Source organism: Myxococcus sp. AS-1-15 (genome assembly GCF_020037055.1).
Taxonomy (GTDB): domain Bacteria; phylum Myxococcota; class Myxococcia; order Myxococcales; family Myxococcaceae; genus Myxococcus; species Myxococcus fulvus.
The window spans coordinates 137749-159365 of record NZ_JAIQDF010000007.1; the positions used below are offsets into that span (position 1 = coordinate 137749).

Here is a 21617-nt window from a genome sequence, read left to right on the forward strand (position 1 = left end):
GGGAATCGAGGCGCTCGGACACACCTCCGGCGTGGCGTCGCGGGTCAACCGCGACTGCGTTCACGCCTCGGGGCTCTCGAGATTCTTCAGCGCGGAAGCGCCCGCTCAGGGCTCGCCTTCACGAACCAAGAACGCGCCGTCAGACGAGGACATCGCATACGAATCACCTCATGAGTTCGTGACTCACGACCTCTCACCCGCCACGTTCCCCGAAGTCATCTTGTCACCCCAACTTCAAATACCCACGAACTCTCTCGACGGCCTCATCGAGAGACGCCATCTCATGATCCTCCCCCAACCCACTCGCCCCGGGAACGCCGAAGAGCCACTTCCCACCCTTCTCGTAGATGATGAACGGATCAATCACCTTCATGCCCTCGAGTCGTCGCCCACCCACGATCCGGCGTCCTCCCTCCTCGTTGAAATCAGCCCTCACCCCATACCCTCTCAGAACAGACACCACCTCATTCGGTTTCACTTCGGCCTCCTTCGCCACACCACCTTATTAAGCGAAAGATCCCATCGGTACTGAATAGTCGCCCGATCCCCCGTCGCGACAGTTCCTCTTCCAGGTCCAGGACGCACTGGCTTCGCGATGGCTTCAGGCCCCCATGGGTCCCGCAGCTTCACTTGAGTCGGCAGCACCTCATCAATAATCACCCAATGATGATTTCCGGAGTCGGTCTTGAGCATCGCAGCGAACGGACGCGGAATTCTGTCCAACAGCTCGAAAGAGACGCTACCGCCATCCCAGTGCGACTTCGGATCCAATTCATCCAGTAGCCCTGCCAAGGTCTCGGCACTGATGCCATCCGAATCCGGCTTCAGGAAAGCCTTTTTGCGAAGAACAGCTTCACTGACATCCACGCCAACATCCTTGAGGAGCTGGCGAGCACAAGCCGGTCCACAGGAGTTTATCCGCTCCTGCCCAAACATCCTGCTCGTAGGAACCTCATCCAAATATGGAATCCCGCCCTGTCCGCCTTTCGGCCTAATCGACCTCAGCCGAGCAAAACGTTTGGGGGAAAGCCGATTTGCGACAGTGGCGGGACCAGAGTCCATCACGGGTCCCGTGAGGCCTCCCCGATAGCTCCTGGCGCCGGTGCGAGCAAAACCACCAGTGCCGCCGGCCCGGACGACCTGAGCCACGCCATCGACCTCGGCAATCGTCCCTCCAACGGATGGCATGAACACATCCGCGTGAGACAGTAGCCCCACCGTTCCGAGCCCCGCCGTCACGGCATTGAACGCCACGCCTTCGGCCGTGACGTTGCCGGTCAGGCCATACTCCGAAACAGTTCCTGCCCCTGTCTCGACCAGCCACACGCCAGTGGCGGCCGTTGTCCCCGAGATGCTCCCAGCTTCAACCATTGCAAGAGCGATCGGCGGAGCCGCAAGAGAGATCCCCACGCCCACGGCGAGGAAAGCCCCCTGGACGCTCTTCTGGAGTTCCCGCTGCCGCTCCTCCTCCATCCGCTCATAGGGCCCGCGGAAATCGGTCAGATCACCTTGGTGGAAGGGTGAGGAGCCCCAACGTCCCGACAACGCCAGGCGCGCTTCGCACGCAGTGTGGCTCTCTCCGCTGTAGCAAGAGGACCGACCATCGGGGTCCGTGAATCGGGTCGGATTGGCATTGCCATAACCCCAGGGCTGCATGCCCATGGGAGCATTCAGGTACGCCTCCGCGCCCACGGAGTCCTCGGACAGGAACCGTCCGGTCCTTCCGTCGTACCAGCGCTGCTGGGCATAGGTGAGCCCCGCCGCCGCGTCCCATGCATGCCCCGTGAAGCCGACACTGGACTGGTTCTCACCCGGGACATGGCCCGCCCGGTATCCACCCCAGGCATCGAACCGGGACTGCGTCGTCAGGTTTCCGGTCCCGTCAACGCGCCCCACCGCGCTGCCCAGTCCATCGTGGACGATGCGCTCTCCACCCGAAGAGAGCGTCAGTCCCGCGAGCACCTCCTGGTGCAGCCGCGTGCCCCCGACAAGCTGCTCCTCGACGAGCTGCTCCCCCGCCCACACGTAGCGGGTGGTGCCCGAGGACGTGGTCCTCGACCGCCGCAGGCCGTCGTAGCCATAGCGGTACTGGGTCGCCGTCGTCACCGGCGGCGCACCGCCAACACCGGGCTTCTGGTCGCGGACCTGGGCCAGCCGCCCCTCCGCATCCCAGTCGTAGTTCGTCACGTCCGTGTCCGAGCGCTTCTCGCGCCGCACACGTCCCGAGCCATCCGTGAAGTACTCCGCCACGCGCTGTCCGCTCGAAAGCGCCTGGTCATCGATGGACTTCAGTCCACCCGCGCCGTCGAAGCCGTACACCAGGCGCCGTTGCGCCCCCGACGCCAGGTCGTACCCTTCCGTCGACAGCGAGCCGGAGTGGCTCGTGGCGAACCGCGCCCCCAGCCGCGTTCCATCCGCCGCGAGCCTGTACAGCTCCGCCGCGCCACCCGGGTAACGGACTCCCGTCAGCCGGTCCGCCAGGTCATAGCCATACTCCGTCGGCTCGTTGACCAGGGCGCCCAGCGCGTCCGGGCGTCGAGCGTCCTCGCGGATGCGATTGCCGCGAGCATCATAGGTGTACTCGAAGGCAAGCCGCGGCGCGCTGGGCGACTGGCTGCACTCCACATCCATCGCCACCGTCGTGGCCCGGACCGACGTCAGCCAACCACGGCCGTCGTAGCAGTTGCGCTCGACGAGTGAGCCGTCCGCGATACGCGAGAGCCGACTCCCACCCGGCTCCCACGCCACGGTGCGCTCGCTCTGCTGGACGCCATCGACGCGCATCCGCACGGCGTTGATGCGAGCCAGCGCGTCGTAGCCGAACTCCTCCTCGAGCCGAGCCCCATCCGCCGCGCGACCCGACGTGCTCCGGTGGAGCAGATCGCTCCCCGTCACATACGTGAAGTCGACCCGGTCATCCTTGTCCGTCGCGTGGTCCTTGCCGCGCTCGAGCCACTCGATGCGTCCGCGTCCGTCGTAGCTGAACCGGTTCAGCACGTTCCCGCTACCACGCGTCTCGTGCGCCTGCACCAGCGAGTCCAGCGCGTCGTAGGCAAAGGCCACACGGCTGATGTCCTGCTGGTCCTCCGACGAAGCCCCAGCGGTGATGGCCTTCCAGACCGGCCGTCCCCGGCCATCCACCAGCGTCTCGGTGATGTCCCAATCACTGCCACCCGACGTTTCCGAGTTGCTCGGGCTCGTCGAATGAACGACGCCGTTCACCCACGACGACACCCACTCGGAGGTCCCGCGCTTCCGCTTCGTGCTCCGCCCCAGGTAGTCGTACTCGAACGACTCCGAGGGCACCCCACCCGAAGGCCGCTGGATGGCCGTCAGTCGCCGCGCGGCGTCGTACTCGTAGTTGAAGGCCGCGAGCCCCGGCGGCGTCACCCGGCGCACTTCACCGAACGGGCCGTTCTTGTACTCCCACGCCTCCGCGGGCTTCGCGGGGTCCTTCCACACCTTGGCGAGGAAGCCACCCGCGTCGTAGGAGAGGTTCGTCTCCGTCGACTCGCCGCCCTTGCCGAACCACTCGCGCACCAGCAGGCCACGCGGCCCATAGAAGTACGCCCGCACGCGCTCGGCCGGGTCCGTCACGCTCTTGAGCCGACCGTCCTGCCGGTACGCCAGGTGGGTGGGCTCCGAGTCCGCGCCAGTGCCCAGGACGAGCTCGGTCAGCAAGCCCTGCTCGTACGTGTAGCGCTTCGACGGCTGCCCCGCGGGCTGCTCGCGGGCAATCAGGCCCACGGCGTCATAGGCCCAGGTGTCCGTCAGCCCGCCCTGCGTCCGGGACTCCATCTGTCCCAGGCCGTTCGTCTCCACCTCGAACTGCCGCGAAGGCAGCGTGACAGGCGGCGAGGCGCTCATCGTCCCCGTCTGGAGCACCGTCACGGTGCGCCCCATCCACGGCGACTTCGTCACGTACTCATACGAGTCCGAGCCCCGCTGCCAGTGCTCGCGCGCCTCCAGCGAGCGGCCCCGGTCATCGAACTTCTTGTGCTCGAACGTGAGCACCGTCGGAGAGCCCGTGCCACCCGCCGTCTGCTCCGTCGTCACCTGCTTCTGCAGCCACGGTCCCGCGTAGCTGTACGTCGTGGTCCGGGTGTTCCCGCTCGTGCTCGTCCCGCCACCGGCGACTTCGAGCTTGTCCTCGCGCACCTCCTTGAGGACCTGGTAGCGCGCGTTGAAGTAGCGATAGGTCTTGTACCCGAGCGGGTCCGTCTCCACCGTCGCCGAGTCCGGCACCGAGCCATCCGCGCCCGGCTTCCCACTCAACCCATAGTCATACGTCCACGTGGCGCCGACGGTGTTCTCCCCCGCGGCCACCAGCTCCTTGCGCGAGAGCTGTCCGAAGGCGTCGTACCGGTAGCGCCAGTCCACATCGGGATGCGGCCCCACCTGGCGCACGGTGCGCCCTTCCCCGTCCACGAAGAGCTCCGTGACGGCGGCGGGGTTGGCCGCGTCCCCGGGCTCGTTCTTGCGGTAGAGGTTGCCCGCGGAGTCGTAGTGGTACGTCGTCGTCTCGGTACCCGACGCATCCGTCGGCACCACCTCGGTCAGCACCTGGCCCCGAGGGTTGTATGTGTAGCGCCACCGGGAGACCTGCCCCGAGAGTGTGCGGGACTGCTCCACCAGCCGCCCCGCCAGGTCGTAGTACTCCTCCTCCACCTCGGTGCGCGGCGTCCCGCCGCCCGGCAGACCGATGGTCCGCGTAATCGTCACCTTCCGGCGGTTCTCGGAGGAATGCGTCCCGTCCTCGTAGCGACGCGTCTCCACGAGCTGCAGCGGCGCCGAGCCCGTCGCCATCGTCCGCGTGTAGCGCGTCTGGCGACCGAGCACGTCGCGATACTCGAAGTGCTCGTCCGTCTCCATGACGTGGTCCTGCTGCCGCGTCACGCGCCCCAGGTCGTCATAGTCCGTGGTGACATCGACGCTCGTCGCCGCGCCCCCCGCGAGGTTCGTCTTCGTCGAGCGCACCTGTCCCAGCGCGTCCGGAGCGATGTCCAGCACATGGCTGGAAGCGCTGTTGCCGAACGAGCGAGACACCACGTCGCCCTGGAAGTTTCGGCGCCACTCCTCGGTGCTGGCATCTCCGCTCAGTCCGTCCGCGCCGGTGTAGTCCCAGTACACGGGCCGACCCAGGAAGTCGTGACCGATGCGCGTCACCAGCCCGTTGTGGTCCGTGATCTTCCGCGCGCTCCCGTTCGTGTCGAACTCCGAGAAGCTCTTCTCCACCGCCGTGGCGGGGCCGGTGGTCGTCCCGGCGTTGACGATGCGCACCGCCAGCAGGCGACCCGACGTGTCGTAGTCGTACTCACGCTCCACACCCGACGCGTCCGTCGTGGAGACCCACCGGCCGTTGCGCAGGTGCCGCTTGCGCACCGCGATGGCCTCATGGCCGGGAGCGCCGTAAGGCGTGCGCTCCTCCTCGAAGAGCCCGCGCGTCGACTCCTCGCCCTCCGTCACCTCCCAGGTGTCCACCGTGCGAACGGGCGCGGAGCCATCCAGGTGCTCGGTCATCGTCACCCGACGGTTCGCGGGCGTGTACGTGTACGTCCAGGCCCAGCCCTGCGTGGGCGACAGCTGCACGCGGTGACGGGTGACACGGCCCAGGCTGTCGTAGCTCCACTCCTCCCAGGTTCCGGTCTCCACCTCCGTGAGCTTCGTGACGTGGCCGAAGTCGTCGTACGTCAGCTCACGCGTCAGCGTCCCCAGCCCCAACCCATCCGTGGCATTCGGGTTCGTCACGACGATGCGCTGCGACAACCCCAAGGCGTTGGGGTTGCTGTACGTCGTCACCTGTCCCTGCGCGTCCGTCTCCGACTCGAGGACGCCCGAGCCGTCCGTCTTGAACCGCCGCGTCCCGGTGTTGCGCGCCGTCGTCCCGTTGCTGTTGGTGACGGTGACCCCCTCCACCTGCCCCTGAGGGGTGACGCGCGTGGTGAGGGACTGCGTCCCCGTCGTGGCGGGGGTGATGCGCTGGTCCGGGATGCCGAACTTCTGGTTGGCCGGGTTCGGGAACGTCTGGCGGACCACCTCCGCCTGGGTGCCGGGGGCGATGGGCCCCTGGTACTCGTTGCCCCCAGGCGCAGTCACCTTCAGCGACAGCAGTCGGTGCGACGCGTCGATGTCGTAGTCCAGCTTCGACTGGTTGGGCAGCGTCACCTCCTTCGGCGACACCTGTCCATCCGAGCGCCACACCGTCTTGTGTTCGTTGAACGAGCCCACGGTGACGCTCTCGGCGCTGCCGTAGCTCGTCAGGGTGTAGAGCACCTGCACGCCATCGGGCCGCGTCACCGTGCGGCTGCCGCCGCTCGCGTAGACGTACTGGTACGGCCGGGGCCCCTTGCCCGAGCTCGTCGCCGAGTCGATGACCTCCGCGGACTGCACGTGCTCGTAGGTGCGGGACGTCCCGCTGCTCGCGTAGTCGGCGACCCACTGGTCGTGGAACGTCGGCTCGCCCAGCACCGGCACCGGAACCGCCGTCACCTGGTAGCGCGCCGTGCGCAGCTCGTTGATCAGGCGCCACTTGTTGTACCCCGAGCCCGTCTCGGGCAGCGGCGCGTACTCGTACACCCACGCCTGCTGCGGCAGGCCCGTGCGCCGCACCGCGCGCCTCAGGTTGCCCCACTTGTCGTGCTCGAACTCCACCCGGTGGATGGCGTCGTCCGAGTCAGGCGCGTCCTCTGGGTCCTCAGGCAGGTGCTCGTTGCGATACACCCCTACCGCGGACAGCAACTTCAGTCCCTGCGTCCGCGCCAGGAGCTGGAGCTTCTCCGAGGCCTCGTCCTCGTCGATTTCCTCGTACTCGAACGCCAGCGACACATGCCCGGGCGTCCGCGTCACGCGCAGCACGCGGTCCGAGTCCTGCGCGTACGTCAGCGCCGTCCAGCCCTGCTTCGGGCTGTCCTGCCCCAACCCATCCGAGTACTCGGAGAGCACCCACCGGCGCTGCTCCGCGATGCCCGTGTCCAGCACAGAGGGCCGCAGGAACCGGAACACCATGCCCTGAGGCGTCACGAACTCCGCGCCCGCGCGCGTCACCGTGAGGCTGCCACCGTGCGACTTGTCCGTCCGGCAGTCGCTCGCGGACTGGTCCTGGCGAAGCACCGTCTCGCACCGGGGGAAGTCATACGACTGGCCGCTCAGGACGACGATGTAGCGCCCGAGCTCCTCCTCCACGACGAAGCCCTCGTACGCATGGGACCAGCCCACGCCCAGCGGCGTCATCTCGTTGCGCTGGTTGTTGAAGGTGCGCGAGAAGCTCACGGACTCCGCCAGGTGCGGCACGGAGAAGTCCTCGTGCGTGACGCTCAGGTGGCCACCGGCGAGGTTGACGTTCTCCACCACCGACTGACCCGCCGCACGCGCGTTGACGAAGCTGTAGCGGCCCACCGGCTCGCCCAGCGCCATCTTCACCGGCGCGCTCGCGCCGAAGATGCCGGGCTCCGGCTCCAGCACCAGGAACAGCTCCCGCCCGCTCGACAGCATGTCGTGCATGCGGCCCAAATCGTTCGACAGCGGCAGCGCGAAGCGGCGGGCGCCATTCGCCCCGGGCTTCGTCAAGAGGATGAGCGGCTGCTTGACGCGCGCATCGCCCTCATTCAGGTAGCGCACCACCTCGTACGTCCCGACGCCCGTGTCGGCGTTCCGGCTGTACTTGAGCTCCGCCGCCTTCAGCAGCGTGTTCGCGTTGCAGTCCGGCCCCTCGCACAGCCGGACGATGCCGTTCGTCATCGTCTCCGGTTCAATGGCGAAGTGAGCCATCGCCTTGACGGAGATGGGACGCGCGACCTCCGGTGACGCCAGGCTCGTCAGCGACGGGGACGAAGACGTCGCCCGCGCCATGGAGCGCTCCAGCGTGTCCTCGCTGCCCGCCGTCACGAAGTCCGTGCGCGGTGAGATTCCGTGGAAGTTGAAGCGGTACAGCACGTTGTCCGCGTTCCCGCTCAGGTACAGCTCGAAGTACAGGATGTCCGCAGCCGACAGCACCTCCGGCAGGAACTCCCCATCACACGTGCCGCGGATGCGGCCGCCCTCGATGACCACCGGGCACTCGATGCCGAAGTCGTCCGTGCCCAGTCGCAGGCGGTACTCACCGCTCACCGTGCCCGCGCGGCCCGGCACGTCCGGCTCCTGGAGGCCGTCGATGAGGAACTGGTACGCCAGGTCATCCTCGCTGGCCGAGGGCCTCGGCACACCCGTCAGCACCCGCCCTGCGTCCGGGCTTCCACCATCGGCGCCCGCCTCGTCACCCGGCCGGGCGCTCACCGTCACCTTGCCCAGCTCCAGCACGCGGAACTCGTGCTCACGGGCGCGGTCATACCGCTCCAGCGCCGAGCCATCCGACTCGCGGTGCCGGTAGACGTTCTTCAGCCCCACCGCCCACTTGGGCAGCTTGTCGGGGTTCGTCTCCGACTCCTCGTCGGGCTCCACCTCGCCGTCGCGGTTCTGGCACTCGCCGGGCTCGCAGAAGTTCGGCGGCGGCGAATTCACCTCGTCCGGCTGCAGGAAGCCGTCGTCGTTCCGGTCCCGCTCGTACATCGGGTGACCGACGACGTGCAGATAGTAGTTCGCGCGCGTCAGCGAGCTGAGCGACACCATCGCCCCGGACTCGTTCTGGTACGTCAGCGACGCCTGCACGGAGGCGGTGTGGCGACCCGGGCGCACCGGGAAGGCCACCACCACCGGCTGCTCCACCGCCGTCTGAGTCACCTGCACCAGCCGGCCCGCGAGCGGAGGGACACCCGGCGGCACGTCCACCACGCGCGGCGTCCCCGTGTCGCACCGTCCCTGCAGGCGCAGGGGCGACGTGGGCGGCAGCTCCGAGCAGAACTGCTCCAGCTCCTCGCCCGGCTCGCCACGGTCTCTCAGGAGGTCGGGCTCGCAGATGCCACCGTCGGCCAGGAAGCCCGCGTCCGTGCACTCGGAGCCAGAGGAGCCACCATCGCCGCCACCGGACGCGCCGGCATCCACCACGCCGCCATCCGTGTGCGGCTCGGGGAGCTGACGCACGCGCCAGTGCGTGGCCATCTGCAGGAAGTCATCGCGCGTCGTGGCCGCGCCGCCGTGCCGGATGAGCGTGGGGCGCATGGCGACCTGGACACCCTCGGGCGTCATGCGTCGGGCCACGCGGACATCGATCTCGGGCGGGAAGAGCTTCAGGTCCGCGGGGATGCCCAGCTCGGTCTGCGTGCACCGGGACAGCGTCATCGGCTCGCCCAGCTCCGTCACCTGGAGCGGTCCGCCGGCCTCGTCGTCGGCCTGGCATCCGCCGGTCTCCGTGCGGCTCACGCGGTTGATGGCCGGCACGATGACGGACGTCATGCCCGAGTAGCCCGTCGCGTGGTTCACCGCGAAGACCACCAGCCGGTCTCCCGGGTTCAGCCGCAGGGTGTTGGTGCGGTTGTCGCGGCAGTTGCCGTCGTAATAGCCCTGGTCCTCGGCGCTCAGCCCACCGGCATCCGCCCCGCCCAATTGCCTGTCCAGCTCACGGCAGCGCTCACGCGCCATCTGCCGGATGCGAGCCGCCGGGCCGGTGCGCACGCGCGCGTAGTAGCCGTGCGGCGAATCCTCCGTGGGGCCCTGCGTGCAGGCCACGCCGTTGGGCGTGCCCGCGGCGAACGTCGCGATGGGATGCTCCAGGTCATCGGCGCGGAAGAAGTGGACCTCCGTCGACTTCACGTCCTTGAGCGCGATGTCCGTGTACTCGCCCTGCACGGGCGCCTTCTGGCTGTGGGCCTCCGGGTCGCAGTTGAGGGCCAGCGGCTCGCCGTGGCGGTCCACGAACGTCAGCGCGCCGTACAGCATGCGCACGTCCACCAGGATGTCCGCGCGCGTCGTCCTGCCGGGGTACAGCCAGTACGTCTGCGAGCAGACGGGGAACTGGTTGAGCGTGGGCGTGTAGTGCATCACCCCGTCCTCGCCCAGGCGCTCCACCATGCGCGGGCCGGTGGGAATCTCGGTGCAGGAGATGCCCATCTCTCCGCCCATCAAGCCCGGCACGGGGATGCCGTAGCCGCCCGACTCACCCGTCGTGCCCGCCGAGCCGCTGCCGGGCCCCGTGAGCGTCACGCGCAGGTTCTTGAAGCGCACCGGGCTGTGGACCGCCTCGTCCCCGGCCTCGGAGAAGGTGTCCTCCAGCGTGCGCAGCCGCAGCTTCGCGCTCGCCGGGCCGCCATCGGAGGGCTCCACCACCAGCTCCGCCTCGAACTTCATCAAGCGGTGCGTGGACTTCGACTGCGCGGACAGCGTCAGCGTCGTCTTGCCCACGGGGAGCGCGACGCGAGGCGCCAGCGCGGCCTCACCCTCGCCCTCCGACTGCCAGGCGCCGGCGGTGGGCTCGGGCAGGTTGCCCGAGGGCCCCTGCGCCACGAGCTTGACGAGCACCGTCTCCGGATTCTCGACGTCATACGGGTCCGAGGAGACGAACTGCGAGCGGAAGTCGAGCGCCAGCGTGTACGGCATCGCCACCGTCTGCTCGGACGCGGGCTGTCCCACCGCGGGCAGCGCGGGCGCACGCACCTCCAGCTCGAGCTGCCGCTCCAGCGGCGCGCGCACCGAGCCCAGCACCGCGCCGGGCACGGCCATCCCGAGCATCGTGTCGAAGGCGTTGTACCCCGCCAGGTCCAGCCCACCGAGCTGGGCATGCGCCTGGGTCACCATGAAGTTCGTCATGAACTTCTTCCAGAGCGGCTCGGTCGGAGTGCTCCGCGGCCTCGAGCCCTGGAATCCCTCGCCCTCCTCCGTGCCCGCATCCGGCAGAGAGAGCCCCAGCGCCTGGGCGACGGCGACATGCTGCTCGTCGTTGAGCGGCACGTAGCCGATGAACTCCAGCGACGTGAGCCCCAGCGGCGCCAGCGGCTCCAGCGTCTTGCCGTTCGGCGACACCTGGGCGAAGCCCACGCGCTTGAGCACGTGGCGCTGCGGGTCATGTCCCAGCACCAGGGCCAGCCGTCCGACGGGGAGCTGGGCGCGGTTGGGGAACGTCACGGACACGGTCTTCTGCAGCCGCACGCCCGCGGGGCCTATCTGCCACAGCGCGCCGAGCGCCGCGCGTCCATCCATGGGCAGCGGCAGCGCATACGGCTGGAGCTCCGTGGCGGTGACGAGCCCACGCGTCATGCCGTCCTCGAAGAAGAGCCCATCCTCGGGCACGTCGATGTGCAGGTCGGGCTGACGGTCCGCGAAGCGCAGCGCCATGGGGTGCAGCGCGTCCACGACCTGCGCGGACGCCATGTCCACCGCGGTGAGCACCAGGGGCGCGTCCAGCGTGTCGGCCTCGTGGTTGACGAACAGGCGTCGACGCAGGCTCGGGTACGTGGCGCCCTCGGACGTCAGGCCGCCCTCGTACCGCATCACCACTTCCCCACCCCGGGGGCTGAACAGCGTCCAGTTGCCGTCGGGGCCCGTCACGGTGGAGAGGCTCGTCCCCTCCATCGCGACCTTCACCCCGGGCAGCGGGCGGTAGTCCGCGTCGACGACGTAGCCGCGCACGCGCGTGAGCGGCCTGCGCACCGTGAAGTCGCTGGAGAAGTCGCCCCCCATGCCCGGCGGAGTCTCGGGCGCCAGGCCCTGCTTCACCTCGACCGTCAGGCGGGCCCCTTCGGGGAGAGGATCTCTCGCGATGAAGGAGACCGTCTGGGAGCCCGGCACCACCGAGTAGCCACCCGGCAGCGGCGTGGACTGCCCCTGGACGCGGACGAGGAAGCGCTCCGACAGGCCCGTGCCCAGGATGGGCTTGTTGAAGGACACGCTGATGAGCGCGTCGGGCTCCACGCCCTGCTCACCGGCGCGGGGCGACACACCCGTCACCACGAGCGGGGCCTTGCTCGCCTCCAGGTAGCGCACGGTGACGCTGGCCGATCCCACCATGCCGCTGGCTTCGCCCTCGGGAACCTGGGTGTCCTCGGCGGTCACGTGGATGACGTTCTCCCCGTGGGACAGCGGCACCTCCGCCGTGTACACGTCCGTCGTCGACGTCACCGTGCTCGTGCCGATGCGCACCTCGCGCAGCGGTGCGGCGCTCTCGACGCGAGCGCGCACCGTCACCACCGCGTCCTCGGACTCCGAGCCCTGCGCGGGCTCGAGGATGGTGACGCGCGGCGCGCCCCCCCGGAGGGTCAGCTCCACGGACCGCTGGCTGCGATTGCCCACGACGTCGGACGCGGTGACGACCACCGGCGTCGGCGTGTTGGGGACCAGCTGCACGTACGCGCTGAACGCGCCCGCGATGACGCGCGCGGGGGTGCCATTGACCAGCACCTCCGTCAGGTGCCGGTCTCCGGCGGTGCCCTGCAGCAGGTAGGGAGAGCGTGAGAGGCGATTCCACGCCTCGGGAGGCGTGGGCTCGGTGAGCACCAGGTGCGGCGGCGTGCGATCCACCGCCACGGCGCGCGTCTGGGCGTGGCTGCGCCCCCGGGCATCCGTCACCTTGAACTGGAGGTCGTGGTCTCCATCATCGAGCGTCAGCGCGCCCGTGAAGTCGCGCCCGTTCACCGCCACGCCAACGCCCTGCACGGTGACGCGCAGCGGGAGCGTTCCACCCTCGACATGACCGCTGACGACGAAGCGGGCGCCGCCGTACACGCCGCCCTCCACCGGCGCCTCGACCACCAGCATCGGGTCGGGCTCCACGCCGGGCCCCGCGTCCTGGGGCGAACCCTGGCCGCCACCATCCGGAGAGGCCGTCCCGCCATCACTCGACGCGCCACCGCCAGCATCCGGGCGAGCGCCCGCGTCCGGCGACCCACCGTCCGCCTCCGCGCGCGTGAGCGTGCGGACGACCTCCTCCGTGGCGCCATGGTTGTCGCGCGCGATGATGGAGATGGAGCGCGTCTGGCCCGGGGACAGCGACACGACGTGCGAGAAATCGCCCGAGGCCGAGACGGTCGCTGGCGCGCCATCCACCGTCACGGTGACGGTGCCCAGCGGCTCACCAGCCTTGGCGTTGCCCACCACCGTCACCGTGGCCGTGGTGACGACCATGTCCTCCGCGGGCGAGGTGACGACGAGCGTGGGCTTCGTGGCGCTGACGCGGACGGTGCGGGACACCGTCTCCACGTGCCCGTGGGCGTCCGTCGCGACGAGCGTCAGCGTGTTCACTCCGGCGGTCAGCGTCACGCGGTGGGAGAAGCTCCCATCCGACGCGAGCGTCACCGGGGCCCCGTTGAGGGTGAGCGTCACCGAGGACGCGTCCACGACGCGGCCGATGACGTCGGTGAACAGCTCCGCCACCTGGACGTCGTCCTCCGGCGCGGTGACGATGATTTCGGGCTTCTTCGAGTCGCGAATCAGCGAGACGGCGTGTCGGGTGACGTTGCCGGCCTGATCGGTCGCGACGACCTCGAAGAGGTTCGTCCCCTCCACCAGCGCCAGCGACGTCCGATAGCGCCCGTCGCCGCCAGGGGAGAGCTCCGTGGCCCCCAGCTCCACCGTCACGTTCGACCAGGTGTCCGTCACCTGGAGCACCAGCTCCAGGCTCTCCTGGGGGGTGCTGGTGCCATCCGCGGGGCTCACCCGCGTCACCACGGGGGCCGAGCGGTCCACCGTGAAGTAGACCGTCCGCGAGTCCTCGTTGCCCAGGTCGTCCGAGGCGGTGACGACCAGCGTGTGAGGGCCCTCCCCGGTCACGGGCGTCCCACGCTCGAAGGGTGCGTCATCGAGCGTCGCGGACGCCGTCACCGTGCCTTCATCGGTGACGGTGTAGTTCGGCGTCACCGTCTCCTTCGTGATGAGACCCTCGGAGACACCCGTGATGGTGATGACCGGGGCCTGGGCGTCCACGCGGAATTCGCGCCGGACCTCCGTGCGGTTCTGCGCCTGGTCGAGCGCGACGGCGACGAAGACATGGGGCCCATGGGTGGTGATGGGGTCACCCGACGTGTACGGCGCTCCGTCCAGCGTCCCCGTCACCGAGAGGAAGTTCGCGTCGGTGGCGGAGAAGGTGATGGCCACCGGCGCGGCGTAGCGGCCCCCCTCCTCCACGCCCGTCACCGTCAGCGACGGGTCCGTCCGGTCGATGGTGAAGGTGTGCTCCTGCCGCGTGACGTTTCCGGCCTGGTCGGTGGCCTCCACGATGAGCGTGTGCAGCCGCTGCAGGGTGATGGGGTCACCACTCGCGATGGGATTCCCGTTGAGCGTGGCGGAGATCGACACGCTCGTGAGCGAGTCCGTGGCCTCGAACCTGGGAACCACCTCCTCGACATCCACCACGGGGCTGCTCGGCAGGCCCGTCACCGTGAGGACGGGGGGCACCGGGTCGAGGATGAAGTTCACCACCTCACGGGAGAGGTTGAAGAGGTCGTCCTCGGCGGTGACCTCCAGCGTCAGGTTGCCCCAGATGGGTGTGGCATCCCCGCTGTTGAACGACTCGCCATTCAGCCGCGCGCGCACGTCGACGGGACCTCGCGAGTCATCCGTCGCGCTGTAGTGGATGACCACCGAGGACAGCTTGCTGATGAAGCCCTCGTGGACCCCGGTGATGGTGATGACGGGTCCCAGCGCATCCACGAAGAAGTTGCGCGTCACGATGGACGTGCGGCCGAAGCGGTCCTTCGCGGTGAGCTGGAACGTGTGGGCCCCATGGGCAGAGATGGTGGTCCCCTGCTCGTAGGGTGCGCCGTCGAGCGTCGAGACGACGGTGTCCAGGGTCAGATCCGTGACGCTGAAGAGGATGACGGCGCTGGGATACCGGCCGCCGTTCGCCACGCCGCTGACGGCCACCACCGGCGCCGTCCAGTCGAGGATGAAGTGGATCTCCCGGGTCGTCGCGTTGCCCGCGGCGTCCGTGGCGGTGACGATCAACGTGTAGGACCCCACCGTCGAGACGGTGGTGCCGCTGGTGAAGGGCTGGCCGTTCAGGGTCGCCACCACCGTGGGCGGCGTCCCTGTGTCGTCCGTGGCGCTGAAGGTGATGGTGAGCGGGACGTCGCGCTCCCATCCCGCGTCGACCCCCGAGACGGTGACGACGGGCGCCGTCGTGTCGAGGCGGAAGCTCCGCGTCACCGTGGTGGTGAGCCCCATGGTGTCCGTGGCGCGGACGACGAGCGTGTGCGCGCCCTGGCTGGAGACCGTCACGCCGCTGGTGGCGGGGTTGCCGTCCAGCCACGCCTCCACGCGCGTGGCGCTCTGGTCCGTGACGACCCACGACAGCGTGGGCGGCACCTTCACCGAGGCGTCCGGCGCCACCCCGCTCACGACGATGACCGGAGGCGAGGCATCTCCGGCGACCGCCTGACGGACCTGTTCCACGCGAGGCGCTTCGCTCGCGGCGGAGGTCTCGGGACGAGACCGCTCCTGGCCACACCCCAGCCACAAGCCGAGGAGGGCCACCACCCACACGCCACGACCATTCATGGAATTTATTCCTTGCCCGTCTGACTCGTGGCGACGGACGCGGCGGCGTCCAGACGCTCCGGGTGGGTCTTCACGGCAATGCGCTCACGAAGCTCCTTCATGAGCCGCGCCTGCGCGTCACGCCGCGCGTCCGACTCCAGCCGCCCCCGCGCTTCCTCGAAGGTCGGCACCACCGTCTTCATGTCCGCGACGGCCTCGAGCAGATGCAGGCCATACGCCGTGGAGAACGGCCGCGAACGCTCGCCCTTGGAGAGCTGCGCGGCCTCGGTGAAGAACACGTCGTCCACCTGGCCTTCGAGCACCGGCCCCAGGTCTCCGCCTCGCGCCGCGCTCACCGTCTCCTCGGAGGTCTCGCTCGCGACCTTCTCGAAGGGCTCACCGCCCGCGAGCCGCGCGAACAGCGCGTTCATCCGCGACTGCGCCCGGGCCCGCGTCTCGTCGTCCGCGCCCGGAGGCACGCGCACCAGGAGCTGCCGCACGTGGACCTCGCGGCGGCCGAGCTGCTCCCGCGTCGCCGCGTAGCGCTCCCGCAGCCGGGCCTCGGTGGTGACCTCCGCCAGGTGCTTGTCGAGCAGCGCATGGGCCAGCACCTCGCGCTCGGCGCTGCGCAGGCGAGCCTGGACGGCCGCGTCCTCATGCAGCCCCGAGCGACGGGCCTCCTCGGCGAGCAGCGAGCGCTCGACGAGCGCGTCCAGCGCCTCGCCCGACGTGGGGCGTTCGCGCGAGCTGCGCGAGGCGATGAGCGCGGAGACGTCCGCCTTGGAGATGTCGCGCTTGCCGACCTCGGCGACGAGGCTCTCGTCCTGGCAGGCGCCCAGGGTGAGCGCGAGCAGGACCCACGCGCAGCAACGCCATGCGCGCCGGAGCCCCGGGCGCAGCGCGGTTCGGTCTTCAGGGCACACGACGCCGTCGACGGCGCCCAAGCCGTCCGAGACAAAGAGATGCACAACCCCTCCCGCCTGCGCCCTCAGGGCGTCCCAGGCATGTCGATGCTCACCGAGCCCGTCTCACGCAGCCGGGCCAGCAATCCTTCCAGAACCTTTCGCTTCCACTGCGGCAGCGCCCGCCCCTCCACCTCCGCCCTCACCTCCTCGAACGCGGGCACCCTTGCCTCCCTGCGCTCCAGCAGCCGCACCACCGAGTACCCCTTCGCCTCCGCCACCACCGCGCTGGTGTCCCCCACCTTCTTCAAGCCGAACGCCGCGCTCTCCAGCTCGCGGTCCGGCAGGTCTCCCCGCGCCACCCAGCCCAGCTCCCCGCTGCGCCCATCCCCGTCCGCCGCCACCTTCTCCAGCGCCTCGCCGGACTTCAGGCGCTGCGCCAGTCGCTCGGCCTTCTGCTTCGCCTGGGCGCGCTGCGTCGCAGTCGCACCGGGCGACACCACCACCTGCACCCGCGCGAGGCGCAGGCGCTCGGGCTGGGCCAGCTCGTCGCGGTGCTGCTGGTAGTACTCGCGCAGCGCCTGCTCGCCCGGCGTGCCCGCCGCCTTCTCCTCCGCCGCGAGCAGCTCCTGGATGACCAGCCGCTCCTCCAGGGCCTGCACCTGCTTGTGGATCTCCGGCTTCTGATGGAGGCCACGGACCCGGGCCTCCTGGGCCAACAGGCGCTTGTCGATCATGGAGCGCACGAACTCGCGCTGACCGGCGGGGCGCTCGAACTGCTCGCGCAGGGGCGAGGGCAGCCGGGCCGACTCCTCGGCCAGCTCCGCCTGCGTCACCACGCCACCATCGAAGCGGCCCACCACGGGGCCCTCCCCCGCGTGGGAGGGACTCGCGACGGGGGCCGGCTTCGTGCAGGCCGCGCACAGCGCCCACGCGACCAGCAGGACCCGACGCGTCCGTATCGTCCTTGGAGGGACGCTTTCCTTCCGCCCGTTGGACCCAAAACGAGGAACGACGGGATTCGCACCTTGCGCCATGTTGGATATACGATTCAGCGCCACTTCTTGGTTGTCGCTTCACGCGTTGCTTGCGGCTTCCGCTCGAGAACGCGGAGCTCCCACACGCAAGGTGAAGGCCCCGAGGTTGATTCCACCCATGCACACGCGCTCCATCCGAACCCGAGTCCTCTCCGCCGCCCTCGCCGTCCTCGCGCTCTCCGCCTGCGAGGGGGGAAGCGCGGGCCCCTCGAAGCAGGCGCCCCAGGACTCGAGCCCCGTCGTCGCGGTCATCAATGACCGCAACCTGACCGCCAACGAGGTGAAGGCGAAGCTGGACGAGCAGCCCCTGTTCGTTCGCAACCGCTACGCCACGCTCGAGAAGAAGAAGGAGTTCGTCGACAACCTCGTGCGCTTCGAGCTGCTGGTGCAGGAGGCCCGACGTCAGGGGTTGGAGGACGACCCGGAGATCAAGGCGACGGTGGAGAAGGTGATGGTGCAGAAGCTGCTCCGGAAGCAGCAGGAGGCGGCGGCCGGAAAGCTCGACGAGCCCGAGCTGCGCAAGTACTTCGAGGAGCACCAGTCGGAGTTCGTCCGGCCCGAGCGCGTGCGGGTGAGCCACATCTTCCTGGAGGCCCCGCAGGCCGACGCGGCCAGGCGGGCCCAGGCGCGCACCGCGGCGACGAAGCTCCTGGCGGACCTGAAGGGCAAGGAGGCGGGCCCCACCAAGAGCGCCTTCGAGCTGGCCGCGTCCGAGCAGTCGCAGGACCCCGTCTCCAAGTCCTCGGGTGGAGACCTGGGCTTCCGCAGCCGGGAGGAGCTGACGCAGAGCTGGGGCGCCACGCTGGCGGAGGCGGCCTTCGGGTTGAAGACGCCGGCGGACATCGGCCAGGTGGTGGAGACGGAGAAGGGCTTCCACCTGGTGAAGCTGCAGAGCCGTCAGGTGGGAATGGACCTGTCCTTCGAGCAGGCCCGGCCGCGCATCGAGGCGCGCCTGTTGGGTGAGCGCCGCTCCAAGGCGATGGAGGGCTTCATCGACGGCCTGAAGTCGAAGGCGAAGATCGAAGTGAAGGACGCGGCCTTGGAGCAGGTGAAGATCGAAGGCGCGGACAACAAGGCCGCCGAGCCCGCGACGGCTCCGACGGCGCAGCCGTAGCGCTGCGGCCCTCGCGTCATGCAGTGCACGAGGGAACCCATGACGTGCTGGTGGGTCCACGGCACATGCTCTACCGTCGACCCTGCCTGCCCATGGGGGGTCGACGCCGTGAATCAGACTCAGCTTCTCGCCAGTTTGACCCGGTACATCGCCGAAGAGATTCTCGAAGGTGAGGCGGAGGAGCTCCTGCCCTCCACTCCCCTGCTCGAGCTCGGCATCCTGAACTCGCTGGAGACAGCGCGGATGATGAGCTTCATCGAGAAGCAATACGGCATCACCATCCCCGCGGACGCGATGCGCGTGGAGAACCTCGCCACCCTGTCCGCAATCACAGCCATGGTCCAGGCCTGCGCGCAGGCGTCCCAGCGATAGCGCCCCTCAGCCTCTTCGCTGCTGGCCCTCCAACAGCGCCTGGACCTGCTCGTCCGTGAGCTGTTCGAGCAGGTCCAGCTGTCCCGCCAACGCCTCCAGGTCCCCTCCTGGCAAGGCGGTGGGCACCTCGGGCGTCGCGGGGCGATCGAACCAGTACCGACTGCGCTGGAAGCAGCTCGTCGGGAGCACCACCTTGTCGTGGGCCCTGTCCCGATAGACCTCCGACCACGCGACCTCGGCCCCCGCGGCCACCAGGCCCGCGAGGCTCTCGACGAGCACGGTCCTGTCATCGTCAGGTGCACGCAGGCTGGGGAACCAGGGGTGCGCTGGCACGGGACGGACACGCAGCCCCAGGGCCATCCAGCCCGCGCCGGGGCCCACGTCCAGAGAGCCGCTCACCCCGTGCCCCCTCAACGCGTCCATCGCGGTGAGCCATTGCCCAGGGGCCCCCGGGCGCTCTCGCCAGCACTCCGCGCTCGGCGCCTCCATCACCTTTCCCGTGAGCGCGGACAGCCAGGGGACGCGGGGTCGTTCGTGCACCTTCGAGCGCGCCGCCGCGGCCACCGCCTCGCGCGCGGCGCTCCAGGCCGTCAGGGTGAGGGCGTGTGACGTGTCGCGCGACTCGGCATGAATCCCCTGCTCGAGCAGCTCCGCTCGCGCCGCTTCGATGGCCGCGCGAGTGCCTGAGAGGATGCCTCGCCCCTCGCCATCGAGCCCCAACAGGCACACGTCCGGAAACCTCGGGAGGACATCCGAGAGCTGCTCGGGCTGCTCGACCCTCAGCTCGGCGCCAGGGGCCGCGCGCTCGAGCTGCTCACCCAGCGTCGCCACGAGCGCCATTCCATCCGCCCAGGTGAGCACACCCGCGGCACAGGCCGCCGCGTACTCTCCTACGCCGACGCCCAACACCGCCGACGGCGCGATGCCCCACGCCCTCCACAGCTGAACCAGTCCACACTGCACCGCGAACATCCCCGGAAGCGTGAGGCCTGGTCCCAGCGGGCCCGAGTCCGCCCCTCGCACGGAGAAGAGCCCCGGGACCAGAGGCCGGCCCAGCGCGCCCTCGCAGTGGAGGATGGCTTCTCTGAAGACAGGCTCGGACTCGAAGAGTCTTCGTCCCCAGCCTTGCCATTCCCACGCCCAGCCCGCGAACAAGAACGCCAGACGGGGCCGCTGTCGCCCGGAGCCGGTCCACACACCTGGCACCTGGTCGCCTTGCATGAAGCCCGTGAGCTTCTGACGGGCCTCGCTGTCGCTCGACGCCACGAGAGCGACCCGATGCGCGAACGCGACCCGGCCCGTGTTGGCCGTGAAGCAGACGTCCCCGAACGAGGGCTGGTGCGCCGTCTCCGTCGAGAAGTGCTCCACGTAGCGCCGCGCCAGGGACTGGAGCGCTGGCGCGGAGCGGGCCGACAGCAGCAGCAGCTGGGGTGACGGTGCGACCTCCATCGGGGCGGACTCGACGAGGGGCGCCTCTTCGACGAGCACGTGCGCGTTCGTCCCGTTGAAGCCGAACGCCGTCACTCCGGCGATTCGCCGTTTCTGCCCTCGCGCCCAGCTCATGCGTTTTCGCGGCACGACGACGGGCAGCGCATCCCAGCGGATGTTGGGATTGGGGGTCTCCAGGTTCAGGTGCGCGGGGATCTCCTCGTGTTGGAGCGCGAGCACGACCTTGATGATGCCCGCCACCCCCGCCGCGCCCTCGGTATGGCCGATGTTGGTCTTCACGGAGCCGACGACCACCGGCGCCTCTCGCGAGTGCGCGGGCCCGAAGACGCGGCCCAGCGCCTCCATCTCGATGGGGTCCCCGATGGCCGTTCCCGTGCCATGGGCTTCCAGGTAGCCCACCTGCTCGGGCTCGACACCGCCGGACTTCAGCGCCGCGCGCATCACCTTCGCCAGCGCATTGCCATTGGGAACGGTCAGACCGCTCGACTGACCGCTGTGGTTGGTCGCGGAGCCTCTCAGCAACGCCAGGATGGGGTCCCTGTCCGCGACCGCGTCCGACAGTCGCTTGAGCGCGAGCATCCCGCAGCCCTCGCCTCGCACGAAGCCATCCGCCGAGGCGTCGAACGTGCTGCACCGCCCCTTCGCGGAGAGCATGCGCATCGCGCAGTTCACCACGGACGTCAGCGGCGACAGGATGAGGCTGATGCCACCGGCCAGGGCCAGGTCACACTCGCGCGTCCGCAGGCTCTGACATGCCAGGTGCACCGTGACCAGCGATGACGAGCAGGCCGCGTCGACGGCCATCGTCGGCCCCTGCAGTCCCAGGCTGTAGGCCAGCCTCCCCGCCGCGACACTCAACCCCGAGCCCGAGGCGGTGTGCAGGTCGATCTGCGTCGCATCCGTCATCAGGTGCGAGAAGTCCTCGTTCATCATGCCGACGAAGACGCCCGTGGAGCTGCCCTTGAGGTCCGCCGCCGACAGGCCCGCGCGCTCCAGCGCCTCCCAGGTCACTTCCAGGAGCAATCGCTGGTGAGGGTCCATCCGGGACGCTTCTCGCGGAGAGATGCCGAAGAACTGCGGGTCGAAGTCCTCTACCCCTCGGATGAAGGCACCATGCCGCGTGTACATCTTCCCCGGCGTCCCCGGCGTCGGGTCGTAGTACGCGTCGACATCCCAGCGCGAAGAAGGAATGGGAGTGATGGCCTCCCTCCCCTCCTTCAACAACTCCCAGAAGGACTCCGGCGTGTCCGCGCCGCCAGGGAACCGCAGCCCCATCCCGATGATGGCGATGGGCTCGCTCAACGCCAGCGACAGCTTCGACTCGACCTTGCGCGCCAACAACGCCAGCTTGAGTGGCGGCAGGTCACTGAGGCGGGGGGTGGAATCCGTCGTCATGGTGTCCTCGAA

The 21617-nt window shown here is 69.4% G+C and carries 7 protein-coding genes; 2 read left to right on the plus strand and 5 right to left on the minus strand.

Features of this window, described 5'->3' with window-relative positions; all coding sequences use genetic code 11:
* Positions 1–223: 223 nt before the first annotated feature.
* Genes K8625_RS20510 through K8625_RS20525 form a run of 4 tightly spaced genes read right to left on the minus strand, consistent with a single transcriptional unit; the run spans position 224 to position 17101 of the window.
* Positions 224–478 carry a hypothetical protein gene (locus tag K8625_RS20510; protein ID WP_223783650.1) on the minus strand — a complete coding sequence of 85 codons (255 nt, stop codon included), beginning with the start codon at positions 476–478 and terminating at the stop codon, positions 224–226.
* Positions 475–15357, minus strand: a complete 14883-nt coding sequence (locus K8625_RS20515; protein WP_223783651.1) for an RHS repeat-associated core domain-containing protein — start codon at positions 15355–15357, stop codon at positions 475–477. Before K8625_RS20515 ends, K8625_RS20510 begins: the two co-directional genes overlap by 4 nt.
* Positions 15358–15362: 5 nt before the next feature.
* Entirely contained in the window at positions 15363–16304 is a 942-nt protein-coding gene (locus K8625_RS20520; protein WP_223783652.1) for a peptidylprolyl isomerase, read from the minus strand.
* A gap of 20 nt (positions 16305–16324) precedes the next feature.
* On the minus strand, positions 16325–17101 hold the full coding sequence (locus K8625_RS20525; protein WP_223783653.1) for a peptidyl-prolyl cis-trans isomerase: 777 nt from the start codon (positions 17099–17101) through the stop codon (positions 16325–16327).
* 292 nt (positions 17102–17393) lie between these two features.
* On the opposite strand from K8625_RS20525, the gene K8625_RS20530 reads away from it, so the two are divergent.
* The gene (locus K8625_RS20530) at positions 17394–18389 is read left to right on the plus strand and encodes a peptidyl-prolyl cis-trans isomerase (RefSeq protein ID WP_223783654.1); all 996 of its coding nucleotides are present in this window, start codon (positions 17394–17396) and stop codon (positions 18387–18389) included.
* Between the two features lie 108 nt (positions 18390–18497).
* Positions 18498–18761, plus strand: a complete 264-nt coding sequence (locus K8625_RS20535) for an acyl carrier protein (RefSeq protein WP_223747410.1) — start codon at positions 18498–18500, stop codon at positions 18759–18761.
* A gap of 6 nt (positions 18762–18767) precedes the next feature.
* Here the strand turns inward: K8625_RS20535 and K8625_RS20540 are convergent, their stop codons facing one another.
* Positions 18768–21605: a type I polyketide synthase gene (locus K8625_RS20540; RefSeq protein ID WP_223783655.1), complete on the minus strand. Its 2838-nt coding sequence runs from the start codon at positions 21603–21605 to the stop codon at positions 18768–18770.
* Positions 21606–21617: the final 12 nt, after the last annotated feature.

Bases quoted from the DNA above. Each gene is read 5' to 3' on its own strand.
- K8625_RS20515 (WP_223783651.1), bottom strand. From the start codon at position 15,357: ATGAATGGTCGTGGCGTGTGGGTGGTGGCCCTCCTCGGCTTGTGGCTG.
- K8625_RS20530 (WP_223783654.1), top strand. From the start codon at position 17,394: ATGCACACGCGCTCCATCCGAACCCGAGTCCTCTCCGCCGCCCTCGCC.
- K8625_RS20540 (WP_223783655.1), bottom strand. From the start codon at position 21,605: ATGACGACGGATTCCACCCCCCGCCTCAGTGACCTGCCGCCACTCAAG.